The organism is Glaciimonas sp. Gout2 (genome assembly GCF_035018905.1).
GTDB lineage: Bacteria > Pseudomonadota > Gammaproteobacteria > Burkholderiales > Burkholderiaceae_D > Glaciimonas.
Genome location: NZ_JASJXA010000012.1, coordinates 97,225 through 116,474, shown reverse-complemented (window position 1 = coordinate 116,474; position 19,250 = coordinate 97,225). Strand labels below are relative to the sequence as shown.

At 50.9% G+C, this 19,250-nt stretch carries 15 protein-coding genes and 2 pseudogenes; 5 read left to right on the top strand and 12 right to left on the bottom strand.

What is annotated here, in order from left to right:
* Positions 1–57 precede the first annotated feature (57 nt).
* From QN379_RS10965 to QN379_RS10945, 5 genes are all read right to left on the bottom strand, one after another.
* A complete protein-coding gene (locus tag QN379_RS10965) occupies positions 58–3,240 on the bottom strand; it encodes an efflux RND transporter permease subunit (RefSeq protein WP_323506658.1) in 3,183 nt (1,060 codons plus the stop codon).
* Positions 3,237–4,865 carry an efflux RND transporter periplasmic adaptor subunit gene (locus QN379_RS10960; RefSeq protein WP_323506657.1) on the bottom strand — a complete coding sequence of 543 codons (1,629 nt, stop codon included), beginning with the start codon at positions 4,863–4,865 and terminating at the stop codon, positions 3,237–3,239. The genes QN379_RS10965 and QN379_RS10960 overlap by 4 nt, the downstream gene beginning before the upstream one ends.
* Entirely contained in the window at positions 4,862–6,211 is a 1,350-nt protein-coding gene (locus QN379_RS10955; protein WP_323506656.1) for a TolC family protein, read from the bottom strand. The genes QN379_RS10960 and QN379_RS10955 overlap by 4 nt, the downstream gene beginning before the upstream one ends.
* 75 nt (positions 6,212–6,286) lie before the next feature.
* The gene (locus tag QN379_RS10950; protein ID WP_322232505.1) at positions 6,287–6,685 is read right to left on the bottom strand and encodes a hypothetical protein; all 399 of its coding nucleotides are present in this window, start codon (positions 6,683–6,685) and stop codon (positions 6,287–6,289) included.
* 413 nt (positions 6,686–7,098) lie between these two features.
* A complete protein-coding gene (locus tag QN379_RS10945; RefSeq protein ID WP_323506655.1) occupies positions 7,099–8,676 on the bottom strand; it encodes a hypothetical protein in 1,578 nt (525 codons plus the stop codon).
* A 361-nt stretch (positions 8,677–9,037) separates the two neighbouring features.
* Between QN379_RS10945 and tal the strand changes: the two genes are divergently transcribed.
* From tal to QN379_RS10920, 5 genes and pseudogenes are all read left to right on the top strand, one after another.
* A complete protein-coding gene (gene tal, locus QN379_RS10940; protein WP_322232507.1) occupies positions 9,038–9,973 on the top strand; it encodes a transaldolase in 936 nt (311 codons plus the stop codon).
* Between the two features lie 140 nt (positions 9,974–10,113).
* A pseudogene (locus tag QN379_RS10935) lies at positions 10,114–10,437 on the top strand (efflux RND transporter permease subunit); the annotation flags it as partial.
* Between the two features lie 249 nt (positions 10,438–10,686).
* Positions 10,687–10,893 (top strand): hypothetical protein, encoded by a 207-nt coding sequence (locus QN379_RS10930; protein WP_323506654.1) that lies wholly within the window; start codon positions 10,687–10,689, stop codon positions 10,891–10,893.
* A gap of 30 nt (positions 10,894–10,923) precedes the next feature.
* Positions 10,924–11,139 (top strand): hypothetical protein, encoded by a 216-nt coding sequence (locus QN379_RS10925; RefSeq protein WP_323506653.1) that lies wholly within the window; start codon positions 10,924–10,926, stop codon positions 11,137–11,139.
* A gap of 281 nt (positions 11,140–11,420) precedes the next feature.
* Positions 11,421–12,006 (top strand): annotated as a pseudogene (locus tag QN379_RS10920) (ABC transporter permease subunit); the annotation flags it as partial.
* Between the two features lie 70 nt (positions 12,007–12,076).
* Here QN379_RS10920 and QN379_RS10915 read toward each other — a convergent pair.
* The 7 genes from QN379_RS10915 to QN379_RS10885 form a co-directional block, all read right to left on the bottom strand.
* Positions 12,077–12,928, bottom strand: a complete 852-nt coding sequence (locus tag QN379_RS10915; RefSeq protein ID WP_322232508.1) for an ABC transporter permease — start codon at positions 12,926–12,928, stop codon at positions 12,077–12,079.
* Between the two features lie 116 nt (positions 12,929–13,044).
* Complete coding sequence (locus QN379_RS10910) at positions 13,045–13,869, bottom strand: ABC transporter ATP-binding protein (RefSeq protein WP_322232509.1); 825 nt, start codon at positions 13,867–13,869, stop codon at positions 13,045–13,047.
* A 286-nt stretch (positions 13,870–14,155) separates the two neighbouring features.
* Positions 14,156–15,193: an ABC transporter substrate-binding protein gene (locus tag QN379_RS10905; protein WP_322232510.1), complete on the bottom strand. Its 1,038-nt coding sequence runs from the start codon at positions 15,191–15,193 to the stop codon at positions 14,156–14,158.
* A 307-nt stretch (positions 15,194–15,500) separates the two neighbouring features.
* Positions 15,501–16,097 (bottom strand): recombination mediator RecR, encoded by a 597-nt coding sequence (recR, locus tag QN379_RS10900; protein ID WP_322232511.1) that lies wholly within the window; start codon positions 16,095–16,097, stop codon positions 15,501–15,503.
* An 8-nt stretch (positions 16,098–16,105) separates the two neighbouring features.
* Positions 16,106–16,414 (bottom strand): antibiotic biosynthesis monooxygenase family protein, encoded by a 309-nt coding sequence (locus QN379_RS10895; RefSeq protein WP_322232512.1) that lies wholly within the window; start codon positions 16,412–16,414, stop codon positions 16,106–16,108.
* A gap of 12 nt (positions 16,415–16,426) precedes the next feature.
* Positions 16,427–16,747 carry a YbaB/EbfC family nucleoid-associated protein gene (locus QN379_RS10890; protein WP_205321753.1) on the bottom strand — a complete coding sequence of 107 codons (321 nt, stop codon included), beginning with the start codon at positions 16,745–16,747 and terminating at the stop codon, positions 16,427–16,429.
* Positions 16,748–17,018: 271 nt separating this feature from the next.
* The gene (locus QN379_RS10885) at positions 17,019–19,211 is read right to left on the bottom strand and encodes a DNA polymerase III subunit gamma/tau (protein ID WP_322232513.1); all 2,193 of its coding nucleotides are present in this window, start codon (positions 19,209–19,211) and stop codon (positions 17,019–17,021) included.
* Positions 19,212–19,250 lie beyond the last annotated feature (39 nt).

The window sequence follows — 19,250 nt, the reverse complement described above, 5'->3', positions numbered from 1 at the left end:
CTTGGTCGTCTCAATGGCGACCATAAAACGTGCTATTCAGGCCCTATGCTTCTACCTCTATGCTTCTACTTTTAAGGTTGTGCTCGCAATAGCCATGCTGGCGGCGATTCGACTCCGTCGCAGCTGACGCCGCCGTAACAGCAAATAGACCGCAGGCACGACAAACATTGATAGCAACGGTGCCGTAATCATTCCACCCACCATCGGTGCCGCGATGCGCTGCATGACTTCCGATCCAGTGCCAGTGCCCAGCATAATCGGCACTAGCCCAGCGATGATGACCGCGACCGTCATCGCCTTGGGGCGGACCCGTAACACTGCACCCTCCCGAATCGCATCGATCAAATCTGCCTCACTATCCTTGCCGTTAGCCAGACGCTGTTCCCAGGCGTGTTTCAGGTAAAGCAACATAATCACCCCGAACTCGGCGGAGACGCCCGCCAATGCGATGAAACCGACGCCGCCAGCGACCGACAGGTGATAGTCGAGCAGCCATAACAGCCAGATACCGCCCGCCAGCGCAAACGGCAGCGTCCCCATAATCAAGGCCGCTTCGTCGAAACGCCGGAAGGTCAGATACAGCAGGACGAAGATAATCAGCAAGGTGGCCGGAACGACGACTTTGAGTTTGGCGGTGGCACGTTCCAGATACTCGAATTGTCCAGACCATGCAACAGAGTAGCCAGCCGGTAATGCGACTTCTTTGGCGACGGCTTGCTGCATATCGCGTACGGTGGAGCTTAGGTCGCGGTCCCGAATATCAACATAGACCCAGCCCGACAACCGTGCATTTTCACTTTTCAGCATCGGCGGGCCATCGTTAATGCGAATGGCAGCGACATCACCCAGTTGAATCTGCGCGCCGCGATCGGTCAAGACTGGTAACTGGCGTAGCTTTTCGATAGAGTCTCGCACCTCGCGCGGATAACGCACATTGATCGGGAAGCGCTGCAAGCCCTCAATGGTTTCACCAATGTTGTCGCCGCCAATCGCCGTGGAGACGATGCTTTGCACATCAGCGATATTTAAACCATAGCGCGCGGCCGTATCGCGATTGATGTCAACATCGATATAGCGGCCGCCGTTCAAACGCTCAGCCAGCGCCGACGACACACCGGGTACGTGCTTGACAGCATGTTCGATGGCTTGCGTAATACGGTCAATTTCCAGCAAGCTGGCCCCCGCAACCTTGATACCGACCGGACTTTTTATACCTGTTGCCAGCATGTCGATCCGGTTGCGAATCGGTGGAACCCAGATGTTAGACAGCCCAGGGACCTTGACTATGCGGTCGAGTTCCTGAATCAGCTTGTCCGGCGTCATGCCGGGTCGCCATTGAGTGTGCGGCTTGAACTGAACGATGGTTTCAAACATTTCCAGCGGCGCCGGATCAGTGGCGCTCTCGGCTCTCCCTGCTTTACCAAACACGGTCTGAACCTCTGGTACGGTTTTAATCAGACGATCAGTCTGTTGTAGCAACTGTGACACCTTGCCCGCTGACAGGCCCGGCAATGCAGATGGCATGTACAGCACATCTCCTTCATCCAGCGGTGGCATAAATTCAGCGCCAAGATGCCGCATCGGCCAGATCGTTACGATCACCACCAACGCTGCACCCAGCAAGGTTAGCTTCGGAAACCGCAGTACGATATCAAGCAACGGGCGGTACAACGCGATCAGAAAGCGATTGAGCGGATTTTTTTGCTCTTCCGGTATCCGACCGCGTATCAAGTAACCCATCAAGACAGGAATCAACGTCACGGCCAAACCGGCCGCCGCAGCCATCGCATACGTTTTGGTAAAGGCCAGAGGCGCGAATAACCGCCCTTCCTGCGCTTCCAGCGTGAACACCGGAATAAAAGAAAGTACGATGATCAACAGCGAAAAGAATAGCGCTGGACCAACCTCGGCGGCGGCGTCGCCGATAACGCGCCAGTGGTCGTTGCCTTTTAATTTTGTTCCGGGATGGGCGTGGTTCCAGGCTTCGATATGTTTGTGCGCATTCTCGATCATCACCACCGCCGCATCGACCATGGCACCGACGGCGATAGCGATACCACCCAGCGACATGATATTGGCGTTAACACCCTGGTAATACATGACAATAAAAGCGATCAGGATACCGATCGGAAGCGTGATGATGGCAACAAGTGCCGAACGCAGGTGAAACAGAAAGATCGCGCAGACCACAGCGACGACGATGAATTCCTCGATCAATTTGTCTTTCAAATTGGTGACCGCGCGTTTGATCAGGTTCGACCGGTCATAGGTCGGGACGATCTCGACGCCGGGCGGCAGACTGGCTTTCAATATCGCCAGCTTCGCCTTCACGGCAGCGATGGTATCCAGTGCGTTCTTCCCAGAACGCATAATGATCACGCCACCAGCGACTTCACCTTCACCATTTAGTTCGGCAATCCCGCGCCGCATTTCTGGACCAATCTGAATCCGCGCTACGTCAGCCAACCGCACTGATACACCCGCCTCGGTGGTCATTAAAGGAATTTTGCGGAAATCGTCCAGCGACTTCAGATAACCCGATGCGCGCACCATGTAGTCTGCTTCCCCCAGTTCCAGCACCGAGCCGCCAGTTTCCTGATTCGCTTTCTGCACCGCCTCGATAATCTTGCCTTGCGGGATGTTGTAAGCGCGCATCTTTTCAGGATCGAGCACAATCTGGTACTGCCTTACCATGCCGCCAATGCTGGCGACTTCAGATACATTCGGTATTGTTTTCAACTCGTATTTGAGAAACCAATCCTGTAAGGCTCGCAACTGCGACAGATCATTCTTACCGCTGCGATCCACCAACGCATATTCGTAGATCCAGCCGACACCGGTCGCGTCCGGCCCGAGCGCGGTTTTGGCTTGCGGCGGAAGGCGCGACTGGACCTGGTTCAAATATTCCAGCACGCGCGAGCGCGCCCAGTAAGGGTCGGTGCCATCTTCAAATAATACGTAGACGAAAGAATCACCGAAAAATGAATATCCCCGCACAGTCTTGGCCCCCGGCACCGACAGCATGGTCGTCGTCAGCGGATAAGTCACCTGATTCTCGACGATTTGTGGTGCCTGACCTGGATAGCTGGTGCGGATAATGACTTGTACGTCAGACAGATCGGGAATAGCATCCAGCGGTGTGCGCGAAAGTGCCCAGATGCCCCAAGCGGTCACCATCAGCGTCACCAATAGCACCAGAAAACGGTTCGCAATTGACCACCGGATTAGTCTGGCGATCATTGCGCAGCTCCCATTGGCTTCTTCGCTGCGTCGTTCGTGTTGAGCGGCTTGATAGAGCTGATCTCAAATGCGCCATCCTTGATCGGACGAATCTCGAAAACGACGGTGTCACCCACTGCAACGTTATGCGGCAAACCACTCGCTGGCAATTTGAATCCCATCGTCATTGGCCCCCATTGCAGAGTTGGAATCGGACCATGAGAAATGGTGATCTCTTCTTTGTTAATACTTTCGACCTTACCTTGGCCGCGGTGCATAGGTCCAGTGCCTTTGCCGGTTTGCGCAACGGTGGCGTTGGCCGGTGTGGGTGCATCCATACCGCTCATTGGTGCATTCATTGGGCTCATGCGGGTTTCGGCTCCCTTCAGGCTGGCTTCGGAATCAACCAGGAACTGACCGGAGACCACGACCTTCTGCCCGACTTCCAATCCTTTGCGAATTTCGGTCTGACCGTTGGTTTCGCTACCGACCTCAACCTCGACTGGGAGAAACTTACCCTCCCCTTGCGCCACCATGACCAAGCTGCGAGTGCCTGTCTGAATCACCGCTTCCGTAGGTATTAGCAAGAGGTTCTTACGCGTAGCGGGGTACAAATTGAGCATCGCAAACATACCTGGCACTAGTTGACCGGTAGGATTCGCTAACTCAATACGTGCCTTCAGTGTGCGAGTAGTGGCATTCACGTCCGGCAAGATTGCGCTGACCTTCCCCTGAAATACCATTCCTTGCAACGCAGGCGTGCGCGCCTCAACCGCATTGCCTGGACGCACCTGAGCGGAGACGCTCTCCGGTATGTCGGCATTAATCCAGATCGTGCCCAGGCCATTGATTTTGAACATCGGCGCGCCCGCCATCACGGTCATCCCTTCACGCACCGTAAGCTCCGAAACAACGCCGCTAATCGGCGCAACAATAGTCAGACGCGCTTGCACCTTGCCGCTGGATTCGACCAGACGTATCTGTTCATCAGTCATGCCGACCAGCCGCATGCGTTGGCGCGCACCATCAAGCAGCGTCTCTAACCCATTCCCCTCCATGCGTCTGACAGATAGGTACTCTTCCTGCGCCGCGATCCACTCCGGCACATACAATTGCGCCAACGCTTGCCCTTTGCGGACCGGATCAAGGGGCGCACGCACAAACAGTCGTTCGAGAAAACCGTTGCTGCGTGCCTGCATCGATACCACATCGCGTTCGTTGTAGGCAACACTACCAACGGCAACGACTGCCGACGTCAGGTTTCCCCGAGTGACTTCGGCGGTACGGATACCCAGATTTTGTTGGACGCGCGGGCTGATATTGACCTTGCCACCGCCGGCACCGTCGGCACCGTCGGCACCGTCGGCACCGTCGGCACCATCGCCCCCGCCGTGAGCATAAACCGGTACCAGTTGCATATCCATAAACGGCGACTTGCCAGGCTTGTCAAACTTTTGCCCGGGTACCATCGGGTCGTGCCAATACAGTACTTTTTTACCAGTATCGCTATTAGCCGTGGCACTCGATAATGGCGTCGTGATCTTCCTGCCCTGATGCATGCCAGCCGCATATAAGCCATAACCGGCTGCTACGAGCACAACGACAGCGGCAGCGGCAGCGGAGACGAGAATTTTCTTATGCTTCATTTGGTATCCTTGTTCATTCCCGTTTGCGCCATCAGATCGTCGGTAGGAAATAGAAAATTGAGTTGCGCCCACAGACGGTCGGTGTCAGTTGCCAGTTGTAACGCCTGAATGCGGATATCGATATCATTGCGACGGGCCGCCAGTACGTCTACCAAACTGGCTTTGCCACCACGGTAGGCGGCAATCGTTGCTCCCGTGCGTTGATTGGCTAGCGGAATCAGTTCGCGTTCATAGCGCACAGAACGCTCGCGATCGTTATGCCATTCGTCGATCATGCTGCGCGTCTCTGCAATATGCGCGCGCAACGTATCCTCGCGGATATCTTTGGCTTGTTCGACTAGCGCCAGTTTGGAAGAGAGTTCGCGATCCTGGCGGTTCTTCCGATCCCATTGCAGTGGAATCGAAACGCCAACCGACACCATATTCGAATACGCAGAGCCACGTTGCTGGAACGCGACCTCGACGGTCCAGTCGGCTTGTTCGTTGGCCTTCGCCAGTTTGGCGTCGGCTTCGGCGACTTCCACCTGCTTGGTGAGAACAGCTATTTGAGGATGATGTTCAAGCTGCGTATTCAACGTCGCCGGGTCCAGCCGGATAGTATTGGTGGCAGGTTTCGCGGCCAGGGATAAGCTGGCTACATCGCCGATCCAGCGTGCCAATATAATATTGGCATTGCGCACACGGCGCTGTATTTCGCTGGCACGATCATCAAATATCGCTAGCGCGCTGCGGGCAGCAAAAACGTCGGCTTGGCTGCCACGACCGGCGCGATATGCCCCTTCGGCTGATTGGATTTCAAGTTTGGCCTGCTCACCTTGCTCGGCAACAACCTGGGCCATCGCGTCTGCGTAATACCGGTCAAGCCACGCCAGAGCCGTATCGCGCTCAATTGCAGCGGTTGTTACGGTTTTCTCGGTAAGGCTTTTTTGTGCCTCAAGCTCGAAACGGTCAGAACGTAGTCGGCGTTTATCGGAACGTGTGATTTCCTGCATCAGGCCGACCCGACGCATGGTCATGAAATCGTTATTGAGACTGCCACGATCGCGGCCCGTGGCTGGCAGATTGTCGATACCGACTTTCAATACCGGATCAGGCAACTGACCTGCAGCAATCGCCATGTCACGCGCAGAGGCGACAGAGAAATCCTGAGCGGTCAGCTGGCGCGAACGTTCTACGGCGCGGCGCTGTGCCTCGGCCAACGTCAGCGGAACCTCAACTGCGTAAACATTGGCAGGGTGCACCAGCGATAATGCTGATGCGATCAGACTAATTCTTAGGAAAAAACGAACAATCGCAGTGCGCACTTGAGGGTGCGCAGCAGGCGGGGATAGCATCGGCGATGACATGAAAGCTCCAGATAGCGAAAGACAACATCAGACGTGCTCACGGCACGTCGATGACGGACTAGGCGATCTGGGAAATTAAATGCGGAAGCAACAGTTGCGGATGGACAATGGCGGCGCCGTGGTCCGCGTTAAAAGGAGGGATTCTGCATGCGTGGTAATTGGCGTATCGATGAGCGCCACATCGTGCACTACCAAGGTCAGTGTGGCCGCTACAAAGGCTTTAACATGCGGCAACTCGGGTTTGTCAAGTGATTGATTACCTGCCTGATCGTTCGCCTGGCACAAACTCGGCTGCATCGTATCCATGCCCTGACAGCCAACCATCGCCTGATCCACCTCCATCGTTACCGACTCGCTAACCTGTCCTATCTTCAGGCCTGGGCAAGCATATCCAGCCACAGCAAGCTGCATGAACAGCATGCTGATCAGCACAATGATTGTGGCAATCAGGCGAGACGGGCGGGAGAGTTTCATTATTCTTAAATTTTTACTTAATTTATAGTAAACAGCAGCGGTAATTATTGTCAAGTAACGACAAATTTTTGGCAGCTAATTTTCCATTTTTTGTTCCTAAAAAATACATCCCAGGTAATGCAATATTGTCACTTGGCGTCGTTAAAAAATATTAACAGTGCATTATCATCATTCCCCCTATGGGAAGGTCAAGTAATATTTGAGGCTAAGCCAAGATACAGTAGTTTACTATTGGACCGTGGATCGACGTGTAAAACGATGACAACGCTCATAAAATAAAAGTTGAAATAACTAGAAAATAAAGCATCGACAGCCCTTTGATTAATATGAAAATGACGGGTGCATCTGATATTAAAAACCGGATACACGCGTCCTTCACTAAGTGTCGCATGTAAATGCTTTTCGATAACTAACTACAGTTTCGTATTGTCCGAACGACTATTAGCTCTTGAGCGCATTGAAGAATAGGCGCTGTTGACCGATAATTCCTGGGTCACACGCTGTCTGAGTACTGTTTCCGGCGTTTCCTGTGCTTCCATTGATTCCATTGATTCCGGCGATTCTCCCGAATCATCATGAATAGATCGCATTTCGAAATCTTCGGTGGCCTCGCGGATGTCCAAAACAGCTTCAGGTCCTCCATCGCTCTGAGTAGATATAGTCATCACTTCCCGATCATTAGCGGTAGCGTATACATTGCGCGTATTGTCTTTAACACTCACAACCGAGGCATTTAATCGGTCCAGATTTCGCATACTTACTTTGAGGCCATCCAGAACAGGTTTGCTACTATTCGCGCCAAAATCGATACCAGCCGTAAAACCCTCAGCAATATTGACTACTTTTGTTGGCGGTAAAAAATTCATAGCGCTGGTCATTTTTCCACCAAGGAAGCATCCTCCCACTGCTGACGCAAACAGAAGCGGAATACTAGCAGTACCGACCACTACCTGAGACATAACAGTGGCTACCGCACCGGTGGCCACCAATGCAGATGCGGTCTGAATAGCGGCATGTCCTCCAGCAGCGATCATCCCGCTTGAAGTGCAATCGAAAAGGCGTTGTTGTACAAAATCAGCACCGAAGGTAAGTTGCTCATTAAATTGCACATGATCTGTAGATTGCTTCACTGAAACATTCACTTCAGCACGTTGAACCGATTCAAAAGCAATACATAAATTATCCAGCGAGAAGGGCAACATGCCTTCTCCATTTTGAGATAATCTGTAATCAAATCCAATATGTTCTATATCCGCCACATACGCGCCAGCTTTAATAGTTTCTCCGAAAGGTGCTGACCAGCCAGTTTCAAAGTGAGCAAAAGCCTGAATATGTGTCTCGGGATTCACTTGCACGTTACCCAAGCATTGACAGAGAGAAAGTGAAGGGAATACTGTTTGAATTTGCACACCCACTTTTGCAGACACTCCCGGCAGCTCTGGCGCATCTCCCCCAATTGCAAGCTGCTGTATAAGCAATGGCGTCCGTATCGCCATCCCGGCCTTGAGTATCTGAAGAAAAAGGCTGGTGTTGGTACTCATTTTCATACTGGCCATTAAGACATCAACTTTGTCACTTAGCGCCTGAACCAACGCAGGACTCTCTCCTGAATCGCGGGCCACATGATACTTTATAAGCGCTTTGCTTAGGCCATCAACTTGCGCTCTCGGATTGCGTTTGTCCAAATCTGCCCTGACGTCGAACACCTTTCCTCGTACGTCCTTTATTTCATCATTGATCTGCTGCGTAGCCATTTCCTGCAGATCGTTAAAAAATTGTGACGGAGAATCGAGTATCCACAACATTGCCTGTCTGGAGGGATTCAGAGATTCAATTTGTTCCCTCGGGAGAGGGAGTTCTCTTATGTCTGCCGCCATGACGATCGTTTGTTGATCCGGCGTATTTTGCAGTGGAACAATAGCAGTAGGATTTTCTGGGATTATATGATGTAGAGATTGTGGCTGACAGGTGATCACTCTTGGATTTATCATACATTTTTACCCTTCATTTTATCGATAAGAATCCCTGGCCGAATGGGATCGATCATGTTGTTTTTTTGAAATTATTCAACATCATCATTCTATAAAGTCGCGGTATTCGCCTGATATCAGTAAACGCTCAAAATAAGACAGATAACGCTATTAATTTATAAGACTTGTCACCATCATCAACGGCGCTAACGCAGCGTTATGCACAAAAGGAAATAGGCGGTAAGGAACTAATCGCATCACCTGGATACAAATGAGAAGGTGGTAACTGCCGTGATTTTGGCTTGCGCTCAAATTCTGCGTAGAATAACCATTAGGACTAGTAAAGTTTTCGATCAACCCTTCACCGTACCGATACCTTGCCATGAACCAATTAGAACAACTCAAGCAGTTCACCACCATCGTTGCCGACACCGGTGATTTTCAGACGATGAAAGCGTTCGCGCCACGCGATGCGACGACGAATCCATCTTTGATCCTGAAAGCCGTGCAAAAAGCGGATTACCAACCGCTCATGGAAAAAGCTGTACGTGATCATTCCAGTTTGTCGACACGCGATATTATTGATCAGCTGTTGATCGTCTTCGGGCTCGAAATATTAAAAATTATTCCGGGCCGGGTATCGACAGAGACAGATGCACGCCTGTCGTTCGACACGCAAGGAACCATCGAAAAAGGCCGTAAATTGATCGGCCTGTATGAAGCGGCCGGTATTGATCGCCAGCGCATACTGATTAAAATTGCCTCGACATGGGAAGGCATTCGCGCAGCTGAAGTTTTAGAAAAAGAAGGCATTCATTGCAACCTGACTTTGCTATTCTCTTTGCCGCAGGCGATTGCTTGTGCGGAGGCAAAAGTTCAATTGATTTCGCCGTTTGTTGGTCGGATTTATGACTGGTATAAAAAATCGACTGGCCAGGAATACACCGGCGCGGATGATCCTGGTGTGCAATCTGTGAAGCAGGTTTATAGTTACTTCCGAAAATTCGGCTACGCCACTGAAGTGATGGGAGCAAGCTTCCGGAATACCTCCCAAATTCTGGAACTCGCTGGCTGCGATCTACTCACCATTAGTCCTGATTTGCTACAAAAACTGGAAGAAAGTAACGATCCGGTAACACGCAAACTGAGCGCTGACGCATCGAAAGAAACTGAAGTTGAAAAAATAAGCCTGGATGAATCGGCATTCCGAAACATGGTGAATGACGATGCTATGGCGACCGAAAAATTGGCCGAAGGTATTCGTCAATTTAGTGCCGACACCGTTAAGCTGGAAAAATTAATCGAAGCGCTACGTTGATCAATTTTCAGTAAATTTTCAGTTTTATTGACGTTAACTATTCATCAAGACTAGTGAACGTATCCGACAATATGGGGTTTTTTAAGCTTAATTTAAGCTGAAGTCTGTATCCGCATTACGTATAAATCTCTCCTATAAGAATGCCCCGTCGCCTGGCGCACGGGGTATTCGGCGTCAAACTAACGCACGGCGACAACAATATCTTTACCCGGATCGCCTTGTTTGTCCTTGTCGGACTGACGTACCAAAAAACCATCCTGATTGTCAAGTTTGCCCTTGAACTGGAGAACCATGGCCGCTCCATCGTGAAAGCGGCTCTGGAATCTTCACATTTGCGATTGCGGCCCATCCTGATGACGTCTTTCGCGTTCATCATGGGAGTTGTGCCACTGGTATTCTCGCAAGGGGCCAGTTCAGAGATGCGCCATGCAATGGGCGAGACCGTCGTTAGCGGATTGTTGGGCAAACCAGCAGCGGATTTTTCTGCCAGTGACAATCCGCTCACCAGTATTGCAGGCTTGCCGATTATTCCAGCCGGATTACCATCGTCGCTACTAGAGCGTCGTCCGGATATCGCTGCGGCGCAACGCACCATGGAAGCATCCAATGCCCGCATCGGCGTTGCACGTTCGGCGATGTTTCCTGCATTGATGCTGAATGCTTCGGGTGGCGAAGGCACTAGCCTCGCTAATATTTAATTGTAGTAGCCGCTCATGGGTGCTCGGCGCGTTGATGTCTTTGCCCATAATCGATGGCGCCCCAACAAAAACGATGTCACTCAAAGCGAAGCGGTATTGGAAGAGTCGGTTGCCAGTTACCGGCAACGTGTACTAGTCGCATTTAGCGAAGTTGAGGATAACTTAGCCGGATTACGTATTTTGCCGGGACAAGCGGCACAAATTGACGACGCACTGGTATAAGCCAGACGCTCAGCCGACGTCGCACAAAAATTGTATGACGCGGGTCGTTTTCGTTATCTGGACTTACTCGATGCACAGCGCAAATTAACCGCAGTTGAACGTAACGAAGCGCAGCTAAAGGGCAGTCGTGCAGTCACTACTGTCGCACTCATCCGCGCATTGGGTGGCGGTTGGGATAGCAACGTTGCAGTAGGAAGTCCTGACAAGGACATATCGATAAAGGTTAGGCAAATCAATTTGCGTTGAGGGATCAAGCTGTTAAGGTAGCACGGGAGTACTTTTTCCAATGCGTCTCAGCCCTTTGGATTAACGTCAGGAAAATGAAAATTTCCGTGTCACCCATGGGCTTGATGAAGCCTTCGATGAAATCGACCGTCTTATTACGGTCATCAGAGGAATCTCTTCCCAGCGTCCAGGCGTCGCACTAGCTGAAGCGAGTAATGTAAACCTGGATTTTTTGAACGCGGTCATGCCCAAATGCATGACCGCGTTTTATCATGGTTTCACACTTTTCTCTCCTCGGCGTGGCATGGAGTCTGTTGCGCGTATTCGGTGCCTTTGTACTTGCCGCTATTACTGCCATTCCGCTTGGACTACTGATGGGAACCGGCAGGATTGTGCGCGGCATCTTCGATCCGCTGCTTAAATTTTTATCGTCCGCTGCCGCCGCTAGCGTATCTGCCCTTGATCGTGATCTTGTTCAGGGTTGATGAGACGGCAAAAATTCTACTTATTTATCTTGCCTGTTTTGCGCCAATCGCCGTGGCAACTCGCGCGGGCGTTGCCGGCGTTCAGTCAGAGCAGTTGCATGCTGCGCTATGGATGGGCGCCAATCGTTGGCAACTGTTACGGCATGTCATTTTACCGGCGGCACTGCCCGATATTCTGACCGGCTTACGGATTGCTATCGGATTCGGCTGGACGACGCTAGTCGCCGCTGAAATGGTGGCAGCTACGGCAGGTATCGGTCAGATGGTGTTGAATGCATCCAACTTCCTGCGCACCGATATCGTGATAATGGGCATCGTCCTCATCGGGATTATCGCTTGTCTATTCGATTTGGTCATGCGATATCTGGAACATAAACTGGTGCCTTGGAAGGCGCACCACTGACTCCACCATCATACAAAGTAGTGAAAAGATGCCCTGTAAATTACTGCGCACCACAGAAAATCGCAGCAAATTATAGGCGCTCGGTATCGCCCGTTTTTGGCTGCCACTTCATTAGTCGTTTCTCAATCATGCCGACCAAGGAATCAAGAATCAACGCAAATGCAGTTAACACCATAATGCCGGCAAATACGGTATTGATATCAAACGCCCCTTCAGCCTGCAAAATCAAGTAGCCAACACCACGTGCAGAACCTAAATATTCACCGACGATCACGCCGACAAAAGCAAGCCCGACAGACGTATGCAAGCTGGAGAAAACCCATGATGTCGCCGATGGCAAATAGACTGTGCGCAGCAATTGCCGCTGATTCGCACCCAACATGCGAGCGTTTGACAGGACGACAGGACTGACTTCTTTGACGCCTTGGTAGACATTAAAGAATACAATAAAAAATACCAATGTGACCGCCAATGCGATTTTGGACCAAATGCCCAATCCGAACCACATAGCAAAAATAGGTGCCAAAATAACCCGTGGCATGGCGTTAGATGCTTTGATATAGGGATCAAGGATTGCCGATGTCAATGGTGACAGCGCAAGCCATAATCCTACGCCTAAACCCAATACAGTACCGATCCCAAACGCCAGCATGGTTTCTGTCAGCGTCACCAGCAGGTGGGAATAAATCTCGCCTGGAAACTTCAACGTGAACCATGTTGTGTCACCGATACCGACATCCAGACTGCCGCTGCCAACCGTGAACCATTGCCAGACCCGCTCCAATACTTTGATTGGCTCGCCGAAGAAAAATGCGGTCTGCTGGTTACGGGTCACTACATGCCACGCTGCAAAAAATATGACTAATACCAGCGCTTGATAAACGCGCATATTTTTGTAATTGGGTTTAATTGCTTGCCACATAATGTCGTGCTCTTTCTTATTTTTTTGGAAATAGTCACAATTTCTATTCGATGACTAACCTATCCTGATATCGTCTTGCGTCTTGCGTCTTGCGTCTCGCCTTGTCGCTTGGTCTGTCAGGCGATTTTTTTCTGCTGCTGATAGCCTTTCAGCACTTCGTCCCTCAATACGCTCCATATCTGCTGATGCAGTTCTACGAAGCGAGGATCGCTGCGAATTTCTGCGACGTCACGCGGACGCTCAAGATCAATCACAAACTCACCAATCGGATGCGTTCCCGGCCCGGCAGACAGGACGATGACACGATCCGACATGGCAATTGCTTCGTCCAGATCATGGGTAATAAAGAGAACCGCTTTCTTTTTCGCACTCCACAATGCAAGCACTTCATTTTCCATCAGCTGACGCGTTTGAATATCCAGTGCCGAAAACGGCTCATCCATCAAAATAATGTCTGGATCAAGAATCAATGTTTGCGCCAACGCCACGCGCTTGCGCATGCCGCCGGATAGTTGATGCGGAAAGCGATCGCCAAACCCTTGCAGTCCGACCCGCGCTAACCATTCCTCACCGAGCTGCTTTGCCTCAGGCTCTTCCATCCCTCGATATTGCAAACCGGCGATCACGTTTTGCAAGGCGCTGCGCCATGGCATTAATGCTTCCGACTGGAACATATAACCGGCACGTTTATTTATACCCGTCAACTCTTCACCGAACACTTTGACGCTGCCGGTAGAGGGTTGCAACAAACCCGCACCAACATTGAGCAAGGTCGACTTGCCGCAACCGGTCGGTCCCACTACCGAAACAAATTCCCCTGGCGCGATGGTAAGGGTGGTGTCTGCGACGGCGGTATAGCGCTGTGAACGATCATCTTTTGAAATGAAAGTACAGCTGATATTGTCGAGAAATAATGCTGGCGTCGGTGAAACTGGAGTCATAAGAATGATGGCGCAAGCCGAAAAAATTGCGATGGAAAATAAAACGCATCAGATAAGTTTTATCGATAAAAATCAACGATAAATCTGACCTATAAAAATCATCGTTCAACGCACTTATATAGTGACACAACATGGCGATGCTGCTGCCGCATTCATCTAACCGCAGGATGTCGGCAATTAACTAAAAACCAAATCGCCCTGCTCTCCTTTTTCTGGTGCAGGGCGATTTATTTACCGAGATTAATACTTGATTGATCTCAGTATTTTATATCAGCTTACTATCGGCTTACTTAAACTTAAGATCGGCCTTTGTCACGAATGCATTGGTGTACGTTTTAGACAGGTCAATTTTTTTATCGGCCAACGTCGGATCGAACGATTCTAGCGTGCGCAATGCAGTAGCGGCGCCTGCGTCCGGGAACTTTCCATCCGGTGAGATCGCTTCACGAACCTTGGTGAACGCTTCAATATAGAGTGCACGATCGCCTAGTAAATAATTTTCAGGGACGGCCTTGACGATATCTTCTGGCGCCGCTTTTTGCAACCACCGTAAAGCGCGCACCATCGCGTTGGTTAAAGCTTGCGTCGTGTTGGGATATTTCTTGATAAAGTCAGCGGAGGCGTACAAAGTCGCCGCTGGCATCGGTCCGCCGAAAACAGCTTCAGTCTCTTTTATTGTGCGTGTATCAGATATGATGCGAATCTCATTTTTTTGCTGCAGCATCGTAATCAAAGGGTCCAGATTAGCAATGGCATCAATCTGTCCTGAACGTAATGCAGACAATGCACCGGCCGATGCACCGACGCCGATATACGAAACGTCAGTAGGCTTTAAACCACCTTTTGCGAGTACGAAATTGCTCATCATACTGGTAGAAGAACCGGGTGCAGTCACGCCGATTTTCTTACCTTTTAAATCAGCAATCGATTTGTAATTCGGCATGGTCTTATTGGAAACCGCCATCACGATCTGTGGCGCACGGCCTTGCAGCACGAACGCCGTAATCATCTGATTTTTTGCTTGCATACTAATGGTGTGCTCGAATGCGCCGGATACGACATCCGCGCTGCCACCAATCAGTGCCTGCAACGCTTTCGCACCACCGGCGAAATCAGAGATTTCAACCTGCAAACCTTCATCTTTGAAATACCCTAGTTGGTCAGCGACCGTCAAAGGAAGGTAATAAAACAAGTTCTTGCCGCCGACAGCAATCGATACTTTCGGCTTTTCTAGTGTTTGCGCAAATAATTTGCTGTTAAATGTAAAATATCCTGCCAAAAACAGGCAAAGTGCGACACCAAACTGCTTCCAGTTAAACTTCATTTTGTCTCCTCAACATCAATGGTTACGTTGTAACGATATTATTTATTCCGCTATGGGAAGCGATGAACTTTGTTTTTTTAAATCCTAGTAGGATTGTGACCACATAATACCGCAGGCATCGCGTTATCTCGCGTTACAAGCTGAAAAGACACATGGTGAGTTTTTTTTATCGTTATTCGGCGACATAAAATGAATACCATCGCCCCTTATGCTGTGTATTAATCAACTACCAGTTAAATCGACAATGTTTAGATCTCTAAGGCTGCACGTGACGAAAAAGCATGTCGACGACGACGAATGATTATCGTTAAGTGGCGCGACGGTCCAACATGGCACGCGCAATAGTACCGGCATCCACGTATTCCAACTCGCCACCAACCGGAACCCCACGAGCCAGGCGGCTAACCTTCAGGCCGCGTGCTTTCATGGTTTCGCTAATGTAATGGGCGGTGGCTTCGCCTTCGTTGGTGAAATTGGTCGCTAACACTACTTCGGCTACGACCCCATTGGTGGCGCGGACGATTAATTTTTCAAGTTGAAGATCCTTCGGGCCAATACCATCAAGCGGCGACAACCGTCCCATCAACACAAAATATAGGCCTTTAAACGTCAACGTCTGCTCGATCATCAACTGATCGGTGGGTGTTTCCACTACACAGAGTAATGACGTGTCACGCTCAGGATCCAAACATACCTCACACAGATCATGCTCGGTGAAAGTATTGCACATTGAACAATGCTGTACTTTTTCGACCGCTTGCATCAATGCGCGACCAAGCAACGCTGCGCCATCACGATCATGCTGCAACAGATGATAAGCCATACGTTGCGCCGACTTCGGGCCGACGCCGGGCAAGTGGCGTAAAGCTTCTGTCAAAAAGGCCAGACTGGAAGGGGTTTTCACATCAGACCTTAAAAACCACGATAGATCTTGCGACCCACCGGTGCATAGTGAAGAATCGGTGGCGGCTTATAGAAATGCTGCATTAGCGTGCGCCACTCTTGATACTGAAACGATTGCATGAAGCCGATCGTGTGGTGTTCTAGCGTCTGCCAGTGCACCAGTAAAATATAACGATTCGGGAGTTCCACGCAACGCTGCAACGCATGCGAAATATAACCCGGCGTGGACATAATCAGTTTTTTCGCCTCCGCGAAAGCCGCTTCAAATGCGGCTTCCTGACCGGGAATAATATCCAGCGTTGCAGCGTTAAGAATCATAGGATGCGGTACTTAAAACGGCATTTTGAAGCCTGGTGGCATACCAGCAGTAAGCCCGGACATTTTTTCTGCCGAGGTTTCTTCTGCCTTGCGTACGGCGTCATTGAAAGCAGCAGCGACCAGATCTTCTAGCATGTCCTTGTCATCAGCCAGCAGGGACGGATCGATCGTCACGCGCTTGACAGCATTTTTGCAAGACATGACTACTTTGACGAGACCGCCGCCAGATTCACCTTCGACGTCGATCAAGCCCAATTGATCCTGCGCTTTTTTCATATTATCTTGCATTGCTTGCGCTTGCTTCATCAAGCCTGCGAGTTGGCCCTTCATCATAATGTTGCTCCTTTAAGTTAATTCAGTGTTGGGAATGACACAAAATCGCACATTGATGGCGATAATTTTTATTGCTATTTAGCAATCTATCCAGCCCATTACGGTTGGGCGATACCAACTGTTTAACTGCTCTTCGACGGCGTTTATAACAATTCCTCCGTCGAAGCAGTTAGCCCAATTTTAAATTGGCTTGTTTTTTCGTCACCCATGTCAATTTTACATTGCCGTGACCTACCGTCTGTGACGATACTGCTCAAGTTCAGGCTTAGCTTCAGGCTAACGGTTTGACCGATCCAGGAACAATCGCTGCACCGAACTCACGAATCATGCTTTGAATAAATGGATCATTTTTTGCGGTCTCTTCAGCTAAACGCTGCCGTTCCGCCTGCTCGCCTTGCGCCTTCACATTCGCGGTGTGACGCACGTTACCAATTTCTGTCTCGACCCGCACCGTGCGACCAAAACGCTCGGTTAACGCCGCAGTTAGTTTATCAACATTAGCGGGTAAGCGTAACGTCTCGAGGGGAATGCGCAGGTAAATTTGAATGGCTGCTCCGGTACTGTCCAAACGCAGCAACTCACTTTGCTGCGCTAGTTGATGTGCAACACCACGTACCGGCAATAGTGCCGCCAAGGTTGGCCAGTCGCCATCCCAGTTCAATGATGGATCTGGATGATAAACGAACGGGTCAGCAGCGGCTTTCTGTGGCAGCGGATTTGACGATGACGATTGCATTGACAGCGCATCCATACTCAACGTTGCGGTTGGCTTGTTTGCCGGTGTTGGCACAGACGGAGTACTTGTTACAGGACGCGCTTCTGAACGACCTGATGTGTGCATGGCGGAAGCGGTACGTGGCTCTGCGCGCGCGTCATAGCTCGATCCGGATGAATCGTTATCCGACAAGTCCATCGGCAGCGGAATATCCTCTTCCCAAGGTGGTGGCGACGATACAGTAGAGGTTACTTTCGGTGGTTGACTTGCCGGTACTTTGATCTCCGGGATCGCCGTCGGCTGAGATCTGACCGGTATCGCAGAATTACTGATTGCCGCGGTAACCGAAGCAGTTGCAGGCGCGGCGGGAGAGGCGCCCGGGCGTTTGCTGGCGAGGCCACCTCGCGCTGCTGCCAATGCTGCCATCGCCGGACTGAGGTTACCATCGACACGTCCTACAGGAGCGCTGGTGGTAGCGGCCTGCGGCGCACTACTTAATCGTGCAGCGGGAATTGACGGCGTCGGAGCGGCGGTTATTGGGGCTTTAACTGCAACCACTGCTGATGAAGCGGGAGTGAAAGTTGATACAGACGGGCGCGATGGCGCAACCGATCGTTGCTGTGCTGCCACTATTCCGGTTCCATCTCCCGATTGTGGCCGAAAAGCCAACATCCGCAGTAAGGTCATTGAAAACCCTGCGTACTCATCCGGTGCTAAGCCAAGTTCATTACGACCATGCACAACGATCTGATAAAACAATTGGATTTCTTCGACATCAAACGCCGCAGCCAGACGCATGACATCTTCGCGCTCAGGCAAATCTTCTGCTAACGCTGCAGGGACGCTTTGCGCCAACGCGACGCGATGCAACAAAGTACCGAGATCTTGCAACGCGGCACTATACGACAAACTGCGAATTGCCATTTCATCAGCAACAGCCAACAAACCGGCACCATCGTTTAGGGCCAAAGCATCTAGCACCCGAATCAAATAGGTCTGATCCAGCGCGCCCAACATTCCCTGCACCGCCTCAAGCGTTACTTTGCCAGCTGCGTAGGCGATCGCCTGATCGGTTAACGATAAGGCATCGCGCATTGATCCGTGTGCGCCTTGTGCCAGAAGGCGCAAAGCCGGTGTTTCGAATTCAATTTGTTCCTGCCCCAGAATATCGTCCAGATGGCTAATGATATGACCCGGCGGCATCTGCTTCAGATTGAATTGCAGGCATCGCGACAGGACCGTTACCGGGATTTTTTGGGGATCGGTAGTAGCAAGGATAAACTTGACATGATCGGGCGGTTCTTCCAGCGTTTTCAACATGGAGTTGAATGCGTGGTTGGTCAGCATGTGGACTTCATCGATCATGTAGACCTTGAAACGGGCGTTTGACGGCGCGTAGACCGCCTGCTCCAGCAATTGCGCCATTTCATCCACACCGCGATTGGATGCTGCATCCATTTCAATATAATCAACAAATCGCCCCGCATCAATCGCCACGCAGGCATCACACACACCGCACGGCTGAGCGGTAATTCCACCGTTGCCATCAATACCCTGACAATTTAAGGCCTTGGCGAGTATGCGCGACAGCGTCGTTTTACCAACGCCCCTTGTACCAGTGAACAAATAAGCATGATGTAGGCGCTGTTGCTCCAGCGCATGCGTCAATGCCCGCACAACGTGCTCCTGACCAACCAGGGTGTCGAAACTTCTTGGGCGATATTTACGAGCTAGGACTTGGTATGACATAGAGTGGCGGGCGCGCATTGCTGGCTGATAAATTCAGCA

Bases quoted from the DNA above. Each gene is read 5' to 3' on its own strand.
- QN379_RS10965 (WP_323506658.1), bottom strand. From the start codon at position 3,240: ATGATCGCCAGACTAATCCGGTGGTCAATTGCGAACCGTTTTCTGGTG.
- QN379_RS10960 (WP_323506657.1), bottom strand. From the start codon at position 4,865: ATGAAGCATAAGAAAATTCTCGTCTCCGCTGCCGCTGCCGCTGTCGTT.
- QN379_RS10955 (WP_323506656.1), bottom strand. From the start codon at position 6,211: ATGTCATCGCCGATGCTATCCCCGCCTGCTGCGCACCCTCAAGTGCGC.
- QN379_RS10950 (WP_322232505.1), bottom strand. From the start codon at position 6,685: ATGAAACTCTCCCGCCCGTCTCGCCTGATTGCCACAATCATTGTGCTG.
- QN379_RS10945 (WP_323506655.1), bottom strand. From the start codon at position 8,676: ATGATAAATCCAAGAGTGATCACCTGTCAGCCACAATCTCTACATCAT.
- tal (WP_322232507.1), top strand. From the start codon at position 9,038: ATGAACCAATTAGAACAACTCAAGCAGTTCACCACCATCGTTGCCGAC.
- QN379_RS10930 (WP_323506654.1), top strand. From the start codon at position 10,687: ATGGGTGCTCGGCGCGTTGATGTCTTTGCCCATAATCGATGGCGCCCC.
- QN379_RS10915 (WP_322232508.1), bottom strand. From the start codon at position 12,928: ATGTGGCAAGCAATTAAACCCAATTACAAAAATATGCGCGTTTATCAA.
- QN379_RS10910 (WP_322232509.1), bottom strand. From the start codon at position 13,869: ATGACTCCAGTTTCACCGACGCCAGCATTATTTCTCGACAATATCAGC.
- QN379_RS10905 (WP_322232510.1), bottom strand. From the start codon at position 15,193: ATGAAGTTTAACTGGAAGCAGTTTGGTGTCGCACTTTGCCTGTTTTTG.
- QN379_RS10895 (WP_322232512.1), bottom strand. From the start codon at position 16,414: ATGATTCTTAACGCTGCAACGCTGGATATTATTCCCGGTCAGGAAGCC.
- QN379_RS10890 (WP_205321753.1), bottom strand. From the start codon at position 16,747: ATGATGAAGGGCCAACTCGCAGGCTTGATGAAGCAAGCGCAAGCAATG.
- QN379_RS10885 (WP_322232513.1), bottom strand. From the start codon at position 19,211: ATGTCATACCAAGTCCTAGCTCGTAAATATCGCCCAAGAAGTTTCGAC.